Annotated in this window: 15 protein-coding genes; 5 read left to right on the plus strand and 10 right to left on the minus strand. The window is 58.1% G+C overall.

The features are described 5' to 3' along the window. The first annotated feature begins 174 nt into the window (after nucleotides 1-174). Together xseA and ACZYTD_RS09805 are read left to right on the plus strand one after the other, a co-directional pair. Nucleotides 175-1521 (plus strand): exodeoxyribonuclease VII large subunit, encoded by a 1347-nt coding sequence (gene xseA / locus ACZYTD_RS09800; RefSeq protein WP_463891640.1) that lies wholly within the window; start codon nucleotides 175-177, stop codon nucleotides 1519-1521. A gap of 82 nt (nucleotides 1522-1603) precedes the next feature. Continuing rightward, nucleotides 1604-2596 carry an ABC transporter substrate-binding protein gene (locus tag ACZYTD_RS09805; RefSeq protein ID WP_463891641.1) on the plus strand — a complete coding sequence of 331 codons (993 nt, stop codon included), beginning with the start codon at nucleotides 1604-1606 and terminating at the stop codon, nucleotides 2594-2596. Between the two features lie 90 nt (nucleotides 2597-2686). Here ACZYTD_RS09805 and sucD read toward each other — a convergent pair whose 3' ends face one another. The 4 genes from sucD to ACZYTD_RS09825 are packed head-to-tail and all read right to left on the minus strand — an operon-like array spanning nucleotide 2687 to nucleotide 8797. After that, nucleotides 2687-3559: a succinate--CoA ligase subunit alpha gene (gene sucD, locus ACZYTD_RS09810; protein ID WP_463891643.1), complete on the minus strand. Its 873-nt coding sequence runs from the start codon at nucleotides 3557-3559 to the stop codon at nucleotides 2687-2689. Beyond that, nucleotides 3556-4725, minus strand: a complete 1170-nt coding sequence (gene sucC, locus ACZYTD_RS09815; protein ID WP_463891644.1) for an ADP-forming succinate--CoA ligase subunit beta — start codon at nucleotides 4723-4725, stop codon at nucleotides 3556-3558. Before sucC ends, sucD begins: the two co-directional genes overlap by 4 nt. A 54-nt stretch (nucleotides 4726-4779) precedes the next feature. Then, nucleotides 4780-5979, minus strand: a complete 1200-nt coding sequence (gene odhB / locus ACZYTD_RS09820; RefSeq protein WP_463891645.1) for a 2-oxoglutarate dehydrogenase complex dihydrolipoyllysine-residue succinyltransferase — start codon at nucleotides 5977-5979, stop codon at nucleotides 4780-4782. Between the two features lie 25 nt (nucleotides 5980-6004). Then, nucleotides 6005-8797: a 2-oxoglutarate dehydrogenase E1 component gene (locus ACZYTD_RS09825; protein WP_463891646.1), complete on the minus strand. Its 2793-nt coding sequence runs from the start codon at nucleotides 8795-8797 to the stop codon at nucleotides 6005-6007. Between the two features lie 606 nt (nucleotides 8798-9403). Here ACZYTD_RS09825 and gltA point away from each other — a divergent pair. Beyond that, on the plus strand, nucleotides 9404-10693 hold the full coding sequence (gltA, locus tag ACZYTD_RS09830; RefSeq protein ID WP_463891648.1) for a citrate synthase: 1290 nt from the start codon (nucleotides 9404-9406) through the stop codon (nucleotides 10691-10693). 77 nt (nucleotides 10694-10770) lie between these two features. On the opposite strand, the gene fbp is transcribed toward gltA, so the two are convergent. The 6 genes from fbp to ACZYTD_RS09860 all read right to left on the minus strand — a co-directional run bounded on the left by fbp (nucleotide 10771) and on the right by ACZYTD_RS09860 (nucleotide 17928). Beyond that, the gene (gene fbp, locus ACZYTD_RS09835; RefSeq protein ID WP_463891649.1) at nucleotides 10771-11799 is read right to left on the minus strand and encodes a class 1 fructose-bisphosphatase; all 1029 of its coding nucleotides are present in this window, start codon (nucleotides 11797-11799) and stop codon (nucleotides 10771-10773) included. Between the two features lie 177 nt (nucleotides 11800-11976). After that, a complete protein-coding gene (kdsB, locus tag ACZYTD_RS09840; RefSeq protein WP_463891650.1) occupies nucleotides 11977-12735 on the minus strand; it encodes a 3-deoxy-manno-octulosonate cytidylyltransferase in 759 nt (252 codons plus the stop codon). Then, the gene (locus tag ACZYTD_RS09845; protein ID WP_463891652.1) at nucleotides 12732-12920 is read right to left on the minus strand and encodes a Trm112 family protein; all 189 of its coding nucleotides are present in this window, start codon (nucleotides 12918-12920) and stop codon (nucleotides 12732-12734) included. The genes kdsB and ACZYTD_RS09845 overlap by 4 nt, the downstream gene beginning before the upstream one ends. Then, the gene (lpxK, locus tag ACZYTD_RS09850) at nucleotides 12904-13890 is read right to left on the minus strand and encodes a tetraacyldisaccharide 4'-kinase (protein ID WP_463891654.1); all 987 of its coding nucleotides are present in this window, start codon (nucleotides 13888-13890) and stop codon (nucleotides 12904-12906) included. The genes ACZYTD_RS09845 and lpxK overlap by 17 nt, the downstream gene beginning before the upstream one ends. Further along, on the minus strand, nucleotides 13887-15653 hold the full coding sequence (gene msbA / locus ACZYTD_RS09855) for a lipid A ABC transporter ATP-binding protein/permease MsbA (protein ID WP_463891655.1): 1767 nt from the start codon (nucleotides 15651-15653) through the stop codon (nucleotides 13887-13889). Before msbA ends, lpxK begins: the two co-directional genes overlap by 4 nt. 28 nt (nucleotides 15654-15681) lie before the next feature. Continuing rightward, a complete protein-coding gene (locus ACZYTD_RS09860; RefSeq protein WP_463891657.1) occupies nucleotides 15682-17928 on the minus strand; it encodes a DNA internalization-related competence protein ComEC/Rec2 in 2247 nt (748 codons plus the stop codon). Nucleotides 17929-17971: 43 nt separating this feature from the next. Between ACZYTD_RS09860 and ACZYTD_RS09865 the strand changes: the two genes are divergently transcribed. Both ACZYTD_RS09865 and ACZYTD_RS09870 read left to right on the plus strand, forming a co-directional pair. Then, nucleotides 17972-18493 carry a DUF2062 domain-containing protein gene (locus ACZYTD_RS09865; RefSeq protein WP_463891659.1) on the plus strand — a complete coding sequence of 174 codons (522 nt, stop codon included), beginning with the start codon at nucleotides 17972-17974 and terminating at the stop codon, nucleotides 18491-18493. 201 nt (nucleotides 18494-18694) lie between these two features. Further along, nucleotides 18695-19315 (plus strand): DedA family protein, encoded by a 621-nt coding sequence (locus tag ACZYTD_RS09870; RefSeq protein WP_463891661.1) that lies wholly within the window; start codon nucleotides 18695-18697, stop codon nucleotides 19313-19315. Nucleotides 19316-19546: the final 231 nt, after the last annotated feature.

Here is a 19546-nt window from a genome sequence, read left to right on the forward strand (position 1 = left end):
GGCAATATCTCACCGTTAGGGAGGTTGGGGGGAGGGTAAAATATTGCAGCGGAATTCTAGACAGTTGATCACCATTGGTAAAGCTATTTTGTAGTTTTTTTACAAAAAACGCATTTACCCTCATGACGCTATCCCCAATAATGGCGCCATAATAGCCCACCCAAGAGAGCCCCCATGTCCGAAGCCAAGCAGACCATTTTCACCGTCACTCGCCTCAATAGCCGGGTGCGCATCCTGCTGGAGCAGGAGATGGGCGTGGTATGGTTGGTGGGGGAGCTCTCCAATCTGGTGCTGCATAGTTCAGGGCACTGGTACTTCTCGCTCAAGGATCCCGGAGCTCAGGTACGCTGTGCCATGTTCCGCGGCAACAATCGCCGGGTGGCCTTCCGCCCCCAGGATGGCCAGCAGGTGCTGGTACAGGCCAGGCTGTCACTCTACGAACCCAGAGGCGAGTATCAGCTCGTCATCGAGAGCATGCGTCCGGCGGGCGATGGGGTCTTGCAGATGCAGTTAGAGCAGCTCAAGCAGAAATTGCAGGCCGAGGGCTTGTTTGCCCTGGAGCGCAAGCGCCCGCTCCCCTTGCATCCCACCCGCATTGGTCTTATCACCTCCCCCACAGGCGCCGCCATCCATGACTTGCTCACCGTGCTTAAACGCCGGGCTCCCAGCCTGCAGGTGATCCTCTACCCGGCGCAAGTACAGGGAGAGCTGGCCGTCGAGCAACTCGTTCAAGCGTTAAGTTGCGCCAATCGCCGCGCCGAGTGTGATGTGCTGATCCTGGGGCGTGGCGGCGGCGCGACCGAAGATCTCTGGTGCTTCAACGATGAGCGCCTGGTACGGGCCATAGCCCAAAGCCGACTGCCGGTAGTCAGTGCCGTGGGACACGAAAGTGATGTGACCTTGAGCGATCTGGTAGCCGATCTGCGCGCCGCCACCCCATCGGCGGCCGCCGAGCTGGTTAGCCCGGATCAGGCCGAACAGCAGCAACAACTTAAGCAACTGGCGCAAACATTGCGCCGGAGCGGCTCCCGCCTGATCCTGGCACATCGCCATCGACTGACCCTGCTGCTACAACGTCTGCAGCATCAGCACCCGGAACGTCGGCTGCAACAACAGCAACAGCATCTGGATGAACTGCAAGGGCGGCTTTGGCAGAGCCAGCAGCAACTGTTGCTGCGGCAGGAGCGCAAGCTGGAGCGCCTGACCCACAGAGTGCAGCAACACTCCCCTCTGTTTCGCCTGCAGCAGGGAGCGTATCGTCTCGAGCTGCTGCATCAGCGCTTGGGCCAACAAGCCGGGGAGCTACTCAGCCAGCAGCAAGCCCGACATGGCCTGCTGCTGACTCGCCTGGAGGCCGTGAGCCCCCTGGCCACGCTAGCTCGCGGTTACAGCATCACCTCCCGCCAGGGGGGGGAGGTGATCCGCGCCGCTACTCAGGTTAACCCGGGCGATCGGCTCGCTATTCAACTGGCACAAGGCCAACTGGACGTACAAGTCGAGAAGATAATCACATCATCTTGATAAGATTGTGATTAGTTATGTCATTGTTCTTCATATGAAGCTACTCTGATGAGACTAATTCTCAAGGACCTAGCTCGCCGCTATGGGATATCGAGTACTTTTCGCGTTATGTCTCTTGCCGCTCTTGTGGCTAGGTAAGCCCTCCCCGCTGTATGCGGCAGAGATCCTGGTCATCGAGAGTTACCATGCCACGCACCCCTGGGTGATCAGTAACAGCCTGGGGCTCAATGCCCGACTCGCCGCTAGTCACCAACTGCATTTTTTCTACCTCAATGCCAAGCGCCTCTCCCCCCAGCAGTTGACCGCCCAAGCCGAGCTTGCCTGGCGGTACTACCTTGAACTCAAACCCAGCATTGTCGTCCTCTCCGATGACAATGCCATCGATCTGCTCGCCAAGCGGATAGCCGCTGCCGGAACTCCTGTGGTCTACCTGGGCATGAATGCTAACCCCAGACAGAATGGACTCTATGGTTATCACAACATCACTGGCGTGCTGGAGCGTCCTATGCTCAAACGCAACATCAGCGAAATGAGCAACATGCAGGGCCATGTACAAAAAGCCCTGGTGTTGTTTGATGCAAGCCCCGTCTCGCAGACAGCCGTCCATGAGGCCTTCAGCGGCGAGACACACTGGCGCATAGGCAAGTTGCAGGTAGACATCCAACTGACCAATAGTTATAGCCAATGGCAGGCCGCCATAACGCAGGCCAGGCAACAGGGCTATCAGCAGATCTTTCTCGGTCTCTACCACACACTGCGAGATGCGGCTGGCCAGCCAGTGGATGCCGAACAGGCGCTGGCATGGGCGGGAAATACCACCACCCTCCCCCTGTATGCCTTCTGGGATTTCAGTGTTGGCCCCGGCAAGTGCGTAGGTGGCTTGGTGTTGAGTGGTTACGAGCAGGGCGCGGCGGCCAGTGAGCTGGTGAAGCAAGTCTTGCTGGGTAGCCCCCCTGAGAGTCTGCCCCCGCGCACAGCAACCCGAGGGGAATATCTCTTCAGCCGCCAGGAGATGACCCGCTGGCAGCTCACCCTGCCCACCAAGCTAACCGCCCCCCAGGTTTGGCGGGAGTAACTGGCCATGATGCAAGGTGGCACGAGAAACCTAGCCAACAAAAACGCCGTCAATTGACGGCGTTTTTCTAGTACCAAGAGAGCGACAGACTCACCAGCCGGTCACTTCCTTGAGCGCAGCGCCTATATCGGCCAAAGAGCGGACCGTCTTCACACCAGCCTCTTCCAGGGCAGCAAACTTCTCAACTGCCGTCCCCTTGCCACCGGCGATAATGGCGCCAGCATGGCCCATGCGCTTGCCAGCCGGAGCCGTCACACCCGCGATATAGGAGACCACAGGCTTGGTGACATAAGCCTTGATAAAGGCGGCCGCCTCCTCTTCTGCCGTGCCACCAATCTCACCAATCATGACAATGGCTTCAGTCTTGGGATCGTCCTGGAAGGCTTGGAGTATGTCGATGAAGTTGGAGCCCGGGATAGGATCGCCGCCGATACCGACACAGGTAGACTGACCAAAACCGGCATCCGTGGTCTGTTTGACCGCTTCATAGGTCAAAGTGCCAGAGCGGGAAACAATCCCCACCTTGCCAGGCAGATGGATATGGCCCGGCATGATACCGATCTTGCACTCACCCGGGGTAATGACACCCGGACAGTTAGGGCCAATCATGCGCACACCGGTTTCTTCCAGCTTGCACTTGACCTGCAGCATGTCGAGGGTCGGGATCCCTTCGGTGATGCAGACTATGAGCTCAATGCCCCCATCTATCGCCTCCAGAATGGCATCCTTACAGAAAGGCGCAGGCACATAGATGACAGATGCCGTAGCCCCTGTGGTCTCGACGGCATCGCGTACCGTGTTGAACACCGGCAGACCCAGGTGGGTGGAGCCCCCCTTGCCCGGTGACACGCCGCCAACCATCTGGGTGCCGTAGGCGATAGCTTGCTCGGAGTGAAAGGTGCCCTGAGAGCCGGTAAAGCCTTGGCAGATCACCTTGGTCTCTTTGTTGATTAACACGCTCATGCCACGGCCTCCGCTGCCTTCACCACTTGCACTGCCGCATCGGTCAGACTCTTGGCAGCAATAATATTCAAGCCGCTGCGTGCCAGGTGTGCAGAGCCCAACTCGGCATTATTACCTTCCAGACGCACCACCACCGGCACCTTGACACCCACCTCGGCCACGGCACCTATGATGCCTTCGGCAATCAGGTCGCAACGCACTATGCCACCGAAAATGTTAACCAGTACCGCCTTGACCTTGTCATCGGAGAGAATGATCTTGAAGGCCTCAGTGACCCGCTCCTTGGTCGCGCCACCGCCCACGTCCAGGAAGTTGGCGGGCAAGCCACCATGGTGCTTGATGATGTCCATGGTGCCCATGGCCAGACCGGCACCATTGACCATACAGCCGATGTTGCCATCGAGCGCCACATAGTTGAGCTCCCACTGGGCGGCATGGGCTTCACGCTCATCTTCCTGGCTGATGTCATGCATCTCGCGCAGCTTAGGCTGGCGATAGAGCGCATTGGAGTCGATGTTGATCTTGCCATCCAGGCAGAGCAGATTGCCTTCACCTGTGATCACCAGCGGGTTGATCTCCAGCAAGGCGAGATCGTGGGCCACGAACATCTTGCCCAACCCCAGGAAGATGGCGGTAAACTGCTTGAGCTGGCTGGCATTCAGCCCCAGTTTGAAGCCCAGTTCGCGCGCCTGGTAGGCCTGCGGGCCGGTCAGCGGATCGAGTACCGCCTTGTGAATGAGTTCAGGTGTCTCATGAGCGACCTTCTCAATCTCCATGCCCCCTTCGGTAGAGGCCATGAACACCACGCGACGCGAGGAGCGATCCACCACGGCGCCCAGGTAGAGCTCCTTGGCTATGCTGGTGCAACTCTCAACCAGTATCTTATTGACCGGCTGCCCCTTGGCATCGGTCTGATAGGTCACCAGATGTTTACCCAACCAATGCTCGGTGAAGGCTCGCACCTCTTCCTTACTGGTCGCGACCTTGACGCCACCGGCCTTACCTCGGCCACCGGCGTGAACCTGACACTTGACCACCCACTTATCCTGCCCCAGTGCTGTGGCTGCATCGACAGCCTCCTGCACACTGGAACATGCCATACCCGCCGGAACCGGCAAGCCATATTCGGCAAACAATTGTTTCGCCTGATATTCGTGCAAATTCATGACACTCTGTCCCTGTTGTGTAATTCCGGCGCCTTAGGCGCCGGAGTGTGATAATCAGATATCCAGTAGCAGGCGTGTTGGGTCTTCCAACAACTCCTTCACCGTCACGAGGAAACCAACCGAGTCACGGCCATCTATGATGCGATGGTCGTAGGAGAGAGCCAAGTACATCATAGGCAGGATCACCACCTGGCCATCAACGGCCATGGGCCTGTCCTGGATCTTGTGCATACCCAGAATGGCACTTTGTGGCGGATTGATGATGGGGGTCGACATCAAGGAGCCGAACACCCCGCCATTGGTGATGGTAAAGTTGCCACCGGAGAGATCGTCGACCGTCAACTTACCATCTCGCGCCTTATCCGCCAACGACTTAATGCCACGTTCAATGTCGGCCAGCGACATGCTATCGCAATCGCGCAGCACGGGTGTCACCAGGCCACGCTCGGTCGAAACCGCTATGCTGATGTCAAAATAGTTGTGGTAAACGATGTCACCACCATCGATGGAGGCGTTGACTATGGGATAGCGTTTCAGCGCCTCGGTCACCGCCTTGACATAGAAGGACATGAAGCCCAGCTTGATGTTATGCCGCTTTTCGAAGCGCTCCTGATAGCCCTTGCGAATATCCATGATGGGCTTCATGTTCACCTCGTTGAAGGTGGTCAGCATGGCCGTGGTATTCTTGGCATCCAGCAGACGTTCAGCGACTCGCTGACGCAGGCGTGTCATGGGCACCCGCTTCTCTTCCCGCAACGCGTTACTCTGCCCCATAGTCACCACATCCACCACAGAGCTAGCTACCGTCACGGCTGGCGCACTCGGCACAACCTTGGGACGGCTGGCCAGAAAACGACTGATATCTTCCCGAGTAATGCGCCCGCCGCGGCCAGAGCCCACCAGCTGAGCCGGATCAATCCCCTCTTCGGCCAACATACGCCGTACCGAGGGAGTCAGAATATCGGCCTCCGAGGCCTGCTCCTCCTCGGCCGTTGAACTGGCAGCCGGGGTGACGACACCCGGAGTCAGGGTCGCCAACGGCTGGCGGGAGAGGACGGTCGCGCCACGCTCGCACAATATAGCGGAGAGAATACCATCCTCCGCAGCCGGGACCTCTAGCACCACCTTATCGGTCTCGATCTCCACCAGCAAGTCGCCCGCTTTCACCGCCTCACCCACGTTCTTATGCCAATTCCCGACCGTGGCATCGGCCACGGATTCAGGCAATTCTGGAACTCGGATCTCTACACTCATTCTTGTTATCCTTGTCGTTGCAGTCTCAGTTCAAAGCCTCTTCCACCAGCGCCTTTTGCTGCTTCAGGTGCAAAGAAATATACCCCACCGCCGGCGAAGCCGAAGCCGGGCGCCCCGCATAACGTAACTTGGCCCCATCAGGGATGGCCTCACGGAAATGGTGCTGGCTGCAATACCAGGCACCCTGATTCTGCGGCTCTTCCTGACACCAGACGAACTCCTGCACCTGGGGATAGGCGGCGAGGACCTGCATCAGCTCGGCATGAGGGAAGGGGTAGAGTTGCTCAATGCGCACTATCACCACATGGGCCAGCGCCCCCTTGCGTCGGGCCTCTAGCAGATCGTAGTAAACCTTACCCGAACACATCACGACACGGGTCACGACTTGCGGCTCATGGGGATCGATCTCGCCAATCACATTCTGAAAACAACCCGTGGCCAGCTGATCCAAAGAGGAGACCGCCTGTGGGTGTCGCAGCAATGACTTGGGGGTAAATACGATGAGCGGGCGCCGTAATGGCCGCACCATTTGCCGCCGCAACATATGGAACACCTGGGCCGGTGTGGTGGGAATGCAGATCTGCATATTGTGCTGGGCACATAGCTGCAGATAACGTTCCGGGCGAGCCGAGGAGTGCTCTGGGCCCTGACCCTCGTAACCATGAGGCAGGAACAGGGTCAAGCCACACAGCCGCCCCCACTTCTGCTCACCGGAGGAGACAAACTGGTCAATCACCACCTGGGCGCCATTGGCAAAGTCACCGAACTGGGCTTCCCAGATGGTGAGGCCCGCCGGGGCTGCAGTGGCATAACCATACTCGAAAGCCACGACGGCCTCTTCGGAAAGCACAGAGTCATAGACTTCGAACGAGGCTTGATCCTCACTCAGATGCGCCAGGGGGAGATAGGCCTTCCCCTGTTTTTGGTCATGTAGTACCGCATGGCGGTGGAAGAAGGTGCCGCGACCCGAATCCTGGCCAGTCAACCGCACCCGGTAACCCGCCGTCACTAACGAGGCATAAGCCAGATTCTCGGCAAAACCCCAATCCACCAGCTTCTCACCCCGACTCATCAAGCGGCGATCATCATAGATCTTCTGCACTTGGCGCTGCAGCTCATGGTCAGCCGGATAGCAACAGAGTTGCTCGCCCAATGCCTTGAGCTCGTCCACCCCATAGCGGGAGTCATAAGCCATATCCCAATCGTGGCCCAGATAGGGGGTCCAGGCTTGGTACTGCTGGCCCATGGGGCGCCACTCCGACACTACGCACTCGCCTCTATCCAGAGCCGCACGGTAATTCAACGCTAACTGGTCAACCCCATCGGCGGTCAAAACCCCGCACTCAGTCAAGCGCTCGCCATACAACTGGCGCGTCGTAGGATGCTGCTTGATCTTCTGGTACATCAAGGGCTGGGTTGCGCTCGGCTCATCCGCCTCATTGTGACCATTGCGCCGATAACAGACCAGATCGATCACCACATCCCGATGGAAGGTGTTGCGGAATTCCAAAGCCAATTGGGTGACAAAGATGACCGCATCAGGATCATCGCCATTTACATGGAATATGGGTGCCTGCACCATCTTGGCAATATCGGTGCAATAGAGGGTGGAGCGGGTATCCTTGGGGTTGGAGGTGGTGAAACCAATCTGATTATTGATCACCAGCCGAATGGTTCCACCGACCCCGAAGGCACGGGTCTGGGACATGTTGAAGGTTTCGGCAACCACGCCTTGTCCCGGCATGGCGGAATCGCCGTGTACTGTGATGGGCAACACCATGAGTCCACTCTTGTCGCCCAAGCGATCCTGCCTGGCTCGCACCGAACCAACCACCACAGGATTGACTATCTCCAGGTGGGAGGGGTTGAAGGCCAGTGCCAGATGGACATTGCCACCCTCGGTCGCAAAGTCCGAGGAGAAGCCCATGTGATACTTCACATCGCCCGTCCCCCAAGACTCGCCGTGCTTACCGGCAAACTCGTCGAACAGCTCCTGGGAGCGTTTGCCCAGGACATTGATCAGCATGTTCAAGCGCCCTCTGTGGGCCATGCCGATCACCGCCTCCCGCGTACCCGCCTTGCCGGCCTCGCGCAGCAGGGTCTTGACCATGGGCACCAGCATGTCCCCGCCCTCAAGTGAGAAGCGCTTGGCCCCCGGGAACTTGGCCCCCAGATAGCGCTCCAACCCTTCGGCCGCGGTCAGATCGGCCAGGATCTGGCGACGCTGCTCGGCAGAGAAGTTTGCCTGCCCTTCAGCCGCCTCAAGCCGGGCCTGGATCCAGCGCTTCTCCTCAATAGAGGTCATGTGCATGTATTCGGCCCCGATGGAGCCGCAGTAACTCTTCTGTAGCGACGAGAGCAGATCCCGCAGGCTCATGGTGGGCAAGCCCCCCATGTAGGAGCCCACATTAAAGCGGGTATCCAGGTCGCCATCGCTCAATTCGTAAAACGCAGGATCCAACTCACTGACCGGCTCCCTCTGCCACAGCCCCAGAGGATCCAGCTTGGCCATCTGATGGGCACAACTACGGTAAGCATTGATGAGCTGTAACACCCGGATCTGTCGAATATCGGTCTTCACCTCCATCATGGACTGACGAGCATGGCCCGCCATGGCCAGACGACGAAAGTGTTCGCGAACCGGAGCATGCAGTGGCTCAGCCTGGCCGCCATTCAATTCAGCAAAACGCTGTTGCCATTCATCACTGACCGAAAGAGGATCCTGCAAATAGGATTCGTATAAACCCTCAATGTAGGTGGCATTCGCACCCGCTAGGTGAGAAGAGTCTAACCAGGCTTTCATTGCGCCATTGTGCATGGTGATCCCTTGTTATCAATACTGCAGGGCAGCTTTCAGAGGCAGGCCAGAGTTGTCCCATCCCCTGCTCAATAGAATGGCAAACGCCAGCCTATGGTCGGAATGCCAGGAGGGATGAATGGGTGATTTACAGGCAGTCGGCTAACCCCACATCAACTGTGGGAACTGATAATCCTGTATTCTCAATGCATTATCAATATTCGACCCGAAACCAGCCCATGAAACCTGGTTCGAGTTGGCAAACAAATCACTAATTTCACGGCTCGAGCCACTATTCCTCGCTAGTCACATCCGGGAGTTCAGCCCACTCTTGCCAACGAACTCAGCTATATCTGTTATTTTGCAAAATCATCCAACCACCACATATCCTGTTATCGAGTATATCCAGCGGCCTGTTTTGATTACAAACTCACAACATTCATGAAACATCATTTCTTCAAGCCAGATCTCAGTCTATGACTACATAGTGAGCAACTACCGCCACTAAAATTGACAACCCCCCCCCATCTGATACAAATACACCCCATCAGAGCACGCTTTCTCGCGTTATCATGTCCCAACACCCGAGTTGAGTGTCTCAAGAATAATGAGCAAAGGAGAATTGCTATGGCTGACAAGATCGCCACATTACATATTCCAGGACGCGATCCCATTGAGTTACCCATACTGGTTGGCACTGAGGGGCCCGAGGTCATAGACGTGCGCGCCTTGGGCGCCCACGGCTATTTCACCTTCGATCCGGGCTTTCTCTCTACCGCTTCATGCGAGTCCAAAATCACCTACATAGATGGTGACAAAGGGATACTGCTACACCGTGGCTACCCGATTGCCGACTTGGCACTGCATACCAACTACATGCAAGTCTGCTACCTGCTGATGATGGGCGAGCTGCCCAATCAAGCGCAGTATGATCAGTTTTATGCCCATGTGATGCGCCATACCATGGTCCATGAGCAGATGACCTCGCTGTTCAAGGCGTTCCGTCGAGACTCGCACCCTATGGCCGTCATGTGTGGGGTCGCGGGCGCCCTCTCCGCCTTCTATCACGACTCGCTGGATATCAATAACCCAAAGCACAGAGAGATTGCCGCCTTCCGTCTCATCTCCAAGATGCCCACGCTGGCGGCCATGTCTTACAAGTACTCCATCGGCCAACCCTTCATGTACCCGCGTAACGATCTCAGCTATGCGGGCAACTTCCTGCACATGATGTTTGCCGTACCGTGCGAAGAGTACCGGGTCAACCCGGTTATCGAGCGCGCCATGGATCGGATTTTCATCCTCCATGCCGACCATGAGCAGAACGCCTCGACCTCCAGTGTGCGCTTGGCCGGCTCTTCCGGGGCCAACCCCTTTGCCTGCATCGCCGCCGGTATTGCCTCCCTGTGGGGTCCAGCCCATGGTGGCGCCAATGAGGCCTGCCTGAAGATGCTGCAGGAGATTGGTTCAGTCGAGCGCATTCCGCACTTTGTCGCCCGCGCCAAAGACAAGAATGACCCGTTCCGTCTGATGGGCTTCGGCCACCGGGTCTACAAGAATTACGATCCGCGCGCCACCGTCATGCGTGACACCTGCCATGAAGTGCTCAAGGAGCTGAATGTCACGGATCACCCGCTGCTGGATGTGGCCATGGAGCTGGAGCGGATTGCCCTCTCCGACCCCTATTTTGTCGACAAGAAGCTCTATCCCAACGTGGACTTCTACTCTGGCATCATTCTCAACGCCATTGGCATTCCGACCTCCATGTTCACTGTGATCTTCGCGCTGGCCCGCACCATTGGCTGGATCTCCCACTGGCTGGAGATGCAATCCGATCCGGGCAGCAAGATTGGCCGCCCGCGCCAGCTCTATTCCGGCGCGCCAACCCGGGCCGTTCAGCCCATGGACGAGCGCTAACCTAATCGCACAAAGCGGCTTAGGCTACTAACACAAAGGCGGCTCAAGGGCCGCCTTCTGCTATCTGCATCTTTCTATCAAGAATCAGCCCCCAGCTCAGGAGAGAACTCCCGCATCATCTGCTGCAGTTTTCGCACCATGTTGCTGGAGCCGATGAAGAAGGGGGTTCGTTCATGCAGACTCTGGGGCTGCTTGTCGAGAATGCGCGAGAAACCATCGCTGGCGATCCCCCCCGCCTGCTCCACTAAAAATGCCAGGGGATTGCACTCATAGAGCAGACGCAGCTTGCCCTGGGGCGAGTTAGTACCGGATGGGTACATGTAGATCCCCCCCTTGATCAGGCTGCGGTGAAAGTCGGAGACCAAAGAGCCGATATAACGCGAGCCATAGGGCCTATGAGTCTCGGGGTCCTGCGCCTGACAATACTTGAGATACTGCTTCACCCCCAGAGGGAACTTGAGATAGTTGCCCTCGTTCACCGAATAGATGAACCCCTCCTCCGGGATCTGCATCTTGGGGTGGGAGAGATAGAAGCAGCCGATAGAGGGGTCAAGGGTGAAGCCATTGACCCCCTGCCCCGTGCTGTAAACCAGCATGGTCGATGAACCATAGATGATGTAGCCCGCCGCGACCTGCCGGAAACCCGGTTGCAAAAAATCACGCTGACATACCGAGGCGGGAGCCTCACTGATCCGGCGATAGATGGAGAAGATAGTGCCCACCGAGACGTTTACATCTATGTTGGAGGAGCCATCCAGCGGATCAACCAGTACCACATACTTGGAGCGGGTACCCTCCACCGGCGCAAAGGCCACAAACTCCTCCTCCTCCTCCGAGGCCAGCCCACACACCTCACCTCGCGCCGCCAGCGCCAGTTTGAAGCGCTCGTTGGCATACCAATCGAGTTTCTGCTGCTCCTCGCCCTGTACGTTAGCTATGCCCATGCTGCCCAGGATCTCGCTGATCCCCGCCTGATTGATCTCGCGATTCACCATCTTGGCCGCCAGGCGGATGGAGGAGAGCAATGAGCTCAACTCCCCCGTGGCATGAGGAAAATCAGCCTGCTGCTGAATGACGAACTCACCGAGTGTAATACCCTGCTTCATCGCATCGCTCCATGAATTAGAAAACGCTTTCATGCTATAGCCAGACGCGATAACGAACAAGGTGAATCGATTAATCTAACCAGAAACCCGATCCAGTTAACAAAATGTGAGCAAAAAATAGGTCGCCTCAGCGACCCATAGCCAAATTAACTACCGTACGCTTAGCTGCTGCGCACCTTACTTCTGAGCCGTAGCCAGATAACGACGCACTCGCTCCAGATCGTCGGCAGTATCCACGCCCGCGGGCGGAGTCTCCAGCGCCATGGCCACATGGATGCGCTCTCCGTGCCAGAGCACACGCAGTTGTTCCAGCGCCTCAATCTGCTCAAGCGGGCTAGGCGCCCACCCCACATATTGGCGAATAAACCCGGCGCGATAGGCGTAGATGCCCACATGACGCGCATGGGGAGCGCTCATCACGCGCTCAGCCAGGGCAAAGTTATCCCGCTCCCAGGCAATCGCAGCCCGACTAAAGTAGAGGGCGTAGCCCGCCGCATCGGTAACCACCTTGACGGCGTTGGGATTGAACAGCTCTTCTTGCTCGGTAATGGGCACGGCCAGGGTCGCCATCGGCGCCTGATTGGCCGCCAGATCCTCGGCCACCTGCCGAATGACGGCGGGGGGAATGAGCGGCTCATCGCCCTGGACATTGACCACTATGGTGTCCGGGGCCAAGCCCAAGGTCTCACACACCTCGGCCAAGCGTTCGGTACCTGATTGATGATCAACCGAAGTCATACACACCTCTGCACCGGCGTGGGCTATGGCACGCTTGATGCGCTCATCATCGGTGGCCACTATCACGCGCTCGGCGCCCGCCTGCAGGGCCCGCTCGATCACCCACTCGATCATGGGTTTACCGTGGATATCGGCCAGGGGTTTGCCGGGCAGACGCGAAGAGCTATAACGGGCGGGAATGACGACGACGAAGCTCATGATGGCAACTCTTCCAGAGTTAAGGTGCGGGCCCGGCTTTCCAGCAACACAGGAATATCATCCTCAATGGGATAGGCCAGGCGATCGGCACGGCAGATGAGCTCGCCCTTCGCCTTGTCATAGCTCAACTTGCCCTTGCAGATCGGGCAAGCGATGATATCCAGTAACTTATGATCCAGTGCCATGTTTCACTCCCTTCAATGTATGGACTATGAATTCTGCCAGTGAGTGCGGCAGTTGGGCCGCCACCGGCAAATACCACCAATTGGCTTGCGCAAACTCGCGGCACTTGACCGCATCCTTCTCCGTCATCAGCAGCGGACGGTCACTAAACTGCTTGGCCAACGCCTTAGCATCGAAACTCTGATGGTCGGCAAATGCCACCGTCTGCTGCAAATCGTAGCCCAGCTGACGCAAGGTGTTGAAAAAACGCGGCGGGTGGCCAATCCCGGCCATAGCATCCACTTGAGTATGAGTTGGCAAGCCACTTTCCTGAGGCAGCAGAGGCTGTACCGTTTGTGCGAGCAACGTCATGGAATACTCCCCCGGCTGCGCCGTGCCGCCATTACACAGAACGGCATCCACCTGCCCCAGACGCCAGAGCCCTTCCCGCAGCGGGCCCATGGGCAGTAGATGGCCATTGCCGAAACGGCGCTCCCCATCGACCACCACCAGCTCCAGATCCCGTGCCAGGGCGTAATGCTGCAGGCCATCATCACAGATGATGAGGTCTACCTGCCCCGTCGCTAGCAGGGCCTGCACCGCCTCGGCACGCTTGGGTGCCACGGCCACCGGCACGCCACAGCGATCCGCAATCAATCTGGGCTCATCGCCACACTCGGCGGCGGGAGTCTCGGCCGTTAGCAGCAGAGGGTAAACTGCCGCCTTACCACCATAGCCTCGGCTGACCACCCCTGGCTGCCAACCGGCGGCGCGCAGGGTCTCCACCAGCCAGATGACAACCGGGGTCTTGCCATTGCCGCCGACCGAGAGATTACCCACCACTATCACAGGCACAGGTGCGCGATAGCGCGGTATCCAGCCCAATCGATAGGCCTGACGGCGCAGGGCAGTGATAAGCCAGAACAGCAGGCTCAGCGGGCTTAACAACCAGAGCCAGCGACAGGGGCGATACCAGAGCGCCTCCAGCTTCACGCCTCGACTCCAAACTGGGTGTTGCGCAGTTGGGCATAGGCGCCATTTTTCGCCATCAGCGTCTGGTGATCGCCACGCTCTATGATCCGACCCTCATCCACCACCAGTATCTCGTCTGCCTGCTCTATGGTTGAAAGTCGATGAGCAATAACCAGGGTCGTGCGATTCTTGCACAGAGCCTCCAGCGCCCCCTGAATATGGCGCTCAGACTCACTATCGAGCGCCGAGGTGGCCTCATCCAGCAATAAGACAGGGGTATCCCGCAGCAGGGCTCGGGCTATGGCCAGACGCTGGCGCTGCCCCCCCGAGAGGTTGGCGCCATTCTCGCCAACAACCGTCTGATAGCCCAAGGGCATCTGACGGATGAAACCGTCGGCATTGGCGATACGCGCCGCCGCCTCGATTTGCTCCTGCGTAAACGCATCGGCAGCCGCATAGGCGATGTTGTTGGCAACCGTGTCATTGAACAGGTGAACATGCTGGGAGACCAGGGCGAACTGACGACGCAGATCCCGTAACTTGTAGTCACGAATGTCATGGCCATCCAGCAGGATAGTCCCCTCGTTGACATCATAGAAGCGAGTCAACAGGCTGGCGATGGTGCTCTTGCCCGAGCCAGAGCGCCCGACCAGAGCCACTGTCTTGCCCGGCTCAATCACCAGATTGATGTTGCGCAGGGCTGGCTGCTCTTTGGTGGGATAGGTAAAGGTAACATTGCGCAGCTCGATGCGCCCCTGAGCATGCTCCAGAGCCAAGGTGCCACTATCCTGCTCCAGGGGGTGATCCATCAGCTCGAACAGACTCTGGCTAGCGGCGATCCCCTTCTGGAACTGGTTGTTGATCTGGGTCAGGCTCTTCAAGGGCTTGAGCAGCATCATCATAGAGGTGAGGATGAGCGAGAAGGCTCCTGGCGTCAGAGTATTGAGCACCCCAGGCATGGAGGCGACGATAAGCAGCACTGTCAGGGCGCTGGAGGCAATGATCTGCACCATGGAGGAACCGAAAGCATCCACCACCACCATCTTCATGTTCTGGTAACGCATATGGTTGCTGACCTGGGCAAAGCGCTCACTCTCCACCTCCTGGCCACCAAACATCAATACCTCCTTATGACCACGCAGCATCTGCTCGGTAGAGGTGGTGATATTTCCCATGGCATGTTGAATATTGCGGCTGATGCGGCGGAAGCGGCGACTGATGATCGAGAGCAACAGGCCGACGACAGGCCCAACCGCAAAGAAGATCAGCGACAGTTGCCAGGAGTGGTAGAACATCATCCCCAGCAAACCCAGGACTGTGATCCCTTCGCGAATGAGCGCCACCAGGGTAGAGCTGGCGGCAGATGAGACCTGGCTGGCGTCATAGGTCACCTTGGAGAGCAGGGCACCAGTATTGTTCTTGTCGAAGAAGGCCATGGGCATGCCCATCATGTGACTGAACACATCCCGCTGCAGCTTCATCACCACATGACTGCCCACCCAGCTCATGAAGTAGTCCGATAGGAAGGCACTGACGCCACGCAGCAAGACCAGGCCTGTGACCACAAACGCCATCCAGAAGAGTACATTCGGGTTTTTGCCACTCAGACCATCGTCAATCAGTGGGCGGATGGAGTAGACCAGGGAGGTATCCACCACCCCATAACCCGCCATGCCAACCATAGCCAGTGCCAGCCCCGCCTTGCGATCCTTGATGTAGACCAGCAAGCGTTTGAGCGTTGCCATGCTAGAAGGATGTTGCCCGGCCATTTCAATCTGTTGCATGAGAATCCAGTCCTATCAAGATAAGCGGCTATTCTAGCGGTTCAGCCTGCCCCAACCAAGCATCCAGATCGCGGTACCAGGGCTGGCTGGTGCGATAAGCGCCGATCTCGCTGCGCTCAGGCCAGATCTGGATACGTATCAGGCCGGCCTCGGCCGTGTTCCATTGCCGGGAGCCCGCGAAGCGCTGCACCACCTCGGCATGGGGAAATCCCCAACGATTGGCATAGCCACTGCTATGGATCACCTCCTTGGCCCCCACGGCCGCGACAAAAGGCGCGGAGGAGGAGTGGCGACTGCCATGATGACCGGAGAGCAGCCAATCGGCCTGGAGATCTTCTGCCGATCGCCGCAAGAGTTCGGCCTCCTGGGCCGCCGGCATATCCCCGGTCAACAGCAGAGTATGACGACCATCGCTCACTCGCAGCACGCAGGAGTCCTGATTCTCTTCCCCTTGTCTTGGGTCAAGCGGCCAGAGCAGCCGCAGATCCAACGCCTGCCATTGCCAATGCTGGCCGCGTCGACAGCGTGTCGTCACGGCAGAGAGGGGCGCCGAAGAGATAAGCTGGCGCACCGGCAGCGCCTGGTAGAGGGCCTGCCAGTTGCCCGAGTGATCCCTGTCCTTATGGCTGACCAGCAGATAATCGAGCTGTTTTATCCCCTCTCGGCGCAAGAGTGGCAAGATGGCGGCCTCCGCCAGATTAACGCCCCCCGGCACCGCATTTCCGGTATCGAACAACATGCCTCGATCCTGCTGCCGAACCAAGACACAGAGCCCCTGACCCACATCTATGACTAACACTTCCCATAAGGGCGCGGGTTGCCAGCAGCCCAGCAAGGCCCCCCACCCCAGCAGCCAGAGCAAAGGTCGGCGCCCAGGCAGCCAAAGCGTCAGCAACGCTAACCAGCTCAAACTCAGCAGATAGAGGGTCGTGTCATCCAGCCACAGCCAACCATTCACCTGAGTAAACAACCACTGCATAGCAGACAGACTCCACTGCAGCAGCAGATTGCAGCCGTAAAAGCACCCCTGGGCCAACGCTGGGGCCAGGGGCAGCAATAGGCCACCAAGCAGCCCAATGGGGATCAACAGCAGACAAAACAGCGGGATAGCCAGCAAGTTGATGGGGATGGCGAGCAAGCTTACCCCGCCGAACCAGAGCAGTTGCCAAGGCAACAACCCCACCAGCATAACCAGCTGGATCTGCAACAGGTTGGGCTTGCGCCATACCAGCGTGGTCAACCACAACAGGCCGATAGCCACAAAGGAGAGCCAGAAGCTACTACTGAACAGGCACCAGGGCTGATAGGCCACCAGCAAGACCCAACAGAGCCACCAGACCCGCCAGGCGGACCAGTGACACTGTAACGCCCGTAGCAGCAACCAGACGGCCAGCATGAACAGAGCCCGCTGCGCAGGCAGGGCGAAACCGCTCAACAGGGTATAGAAGGTCGCCAGCGCCAGGGAGAGCAACAGCGGGAGCCCAGTGCGCCAGCGTGACAGACCGGGCATCAGGGTGATGAGTCGCCCAAGCCAGAAGCCTAACCAAGCAGCCAGACCAATATGCATGCCTGAGACGGCAATCAGATGGATGATGCCGCCATCCCGCAGCAGTTGCCACTGCTCGGCAGGCACCCACTGTTGCTCCCCGTAGACCATGGCCAGGATCAGCGGGCCTTGCGCCAAAGGCTGTAGGGCGGTCGTCGCCTCTCGCAACCAACGCTCACGCCAAGGAAGCTCAGGTGGCGCACGCACCAGTTGCAGCGAGGAGACAGAACCTGTGGCCGAAATGCCCGCCCCCAACAGCCAGCGCTCCAACACAAAACCGCCAGGGTTAGCCAAGCCATGAGCCGGTTTAAGCCGGATTTTCCCCGCCACCTCTGAGCCCAGTCCGGGCACTTTCTGCTTACCATACCAACTCACTCGCACCAGGGGCTGAGGCGTCAGCGCTCGACCATTCAGGCTCGTTAGCTGTAACACCAGATACGTCATGGGCGGCTTGACGCTGAGTGCCGTCACCTGCCCGGTTATGGTATGCTGCACAACGGGTTGGCCTGACGGCGTGAGCCCAAGCTGGGTGAGCCAGGCCAGTTGCCAATGGAAAAACAGCAGGCACCAGCCTAATCCCAGACCGGCCCCTCCCCAACCCCAGCGTTGCCGCCATAAAGCGAGCAACGCCAGTAGTACCAGCCCCCACCCCAGCCAGCAGGAGGGCAGCAGCGGCCACATCAGGGACGACACGGCGCCCAGGGCAAAACAGAGTAAAAACCTATCCATGGCACCATGCCTGTGCTTACAAAACCGATGTTTGGAGTGACCCATGCCGAAAGAACTGCTCCGGCGCTGGATGCCAGATCCGCGCCAGCTGCAACAGCACAAACACTTGCGCCTATTAGCGCCCTGGCTGGCCAATCAGCAACTCTGGCAACTCAACCGCCGTTCGGCGGCTGGCGCCTTTGCCGTAGGGCTCTTCATGGCCTGGGTGCCACTCCCCTGTCAGATGCTGCTGGCGGCCGGGGCGGCTATCGCCTGGGGCGCCAATCTCCCCATTGCCGTGGCGCTGGTGTGGCTGACTAACCCATTAACCATGGCGCCCCTCTTCTATCTGGCCTATCAGTGTGGAGCCCGGATACTGGGTATGCCACCTGTCGAGTTTCAGCCGGAACTAAGTTGGCACTGGTTACTCTCGGTCATGACCACCATTGGCTGGCCCTTCTTGCTCGGTTCTGCCGTGCTCGCCGTGGTCAGCGGAGGCGTGGGCTATCTGGGAATAGAGGGGATGTGGCGACTGGCCATACTGCGCAAACTAAGACAACGGCGCCGGCGCCTTAACGCCGCGTAACAAGCAGACAAGCCGCAGACGATTGCTAAGTGGCGATCCAATTTTGCTAGTTCGATTCCGCCTAGTCGGTTAGAGTGTGCATCGACGTATCGCCAGTCAGTTTGGCTGGCCAGGATCTTATCCGCCCGACCCATGACCGTCATATCCCGGTCCATAACAAGAGTGACACCCTGGGCCTATTCGAGGTGAGCAAGCGAACACATGGATATCCTGATTGCACTTTTTACCGATTATGGTTATTTCGCCGTTTTTTTCATTCTGCTGATCTGTGGTTTTGGCGTCCCCATCCCTGAAGACATCACTCTCGTCGCTGGCGGCATCATCTCTGGGCTCGGCTTTGCCGATGTGCATACCATGTTTTTCGTCTGTATGGCCGGTGTCTTGCTTGGTGATGCCACCATGTTCATGTTGGGCCGCATCTTCGGTGAACGGATCCTGAATTTCCCCCCCATCCGCCGTATTCTGCCGCCCCACCGTTTTGCCCATGTGCAGGAAAAATTTGCCAAGTATGGTAACTGGGTGCTGTTCGTTGCCCGTTTTCTCCCCGGGCTACGCTCGCCGATCTTCGTCACGGCCGGTATGAGCCGACAGATGAGCTTCCTGCGCTTCATCCTGATGGATGGCTTCGCTGCCTTCATCTCTGTGCCTATTTGGGTCTACCTGGGTTATCTCGGAGCCTATAACCGCGACTGGTTGATGAAGTGGGTCGGACGCGGACAAACCGGTATCCTGCTGTTTGCGGCCGTTGTGCTGCTGTTTATCGTGGTCGGTTACCTGCGCCATCGCTGGAAGAAACGCCCAACGGCACAACCCGAAGAGTAAAGTGCACACGCAACGAAACGACAAGGCGCTACGGCGCCTTTTCTTATGCCAGGAAAAGGGCGCCTGGCAGGGTAAAGCATCTCTGATTGGGGCTAGAGGGAGCATTCTCAGACTCAAGCTTTAACGCCGCCGCTCAGCCGAGGCGCGCTAGACTCCAGCCCTTTCTCCAGGCAGAGGGGCCTAGCACCGTCAAACCAGCGCTATGACTCAGCCACTCAATGTTTAAGGCAC

The sequence above is a fragment of the Pseudaeromonas sp. HNCC25DJ180 genome, from assembly GCF_055413345.1.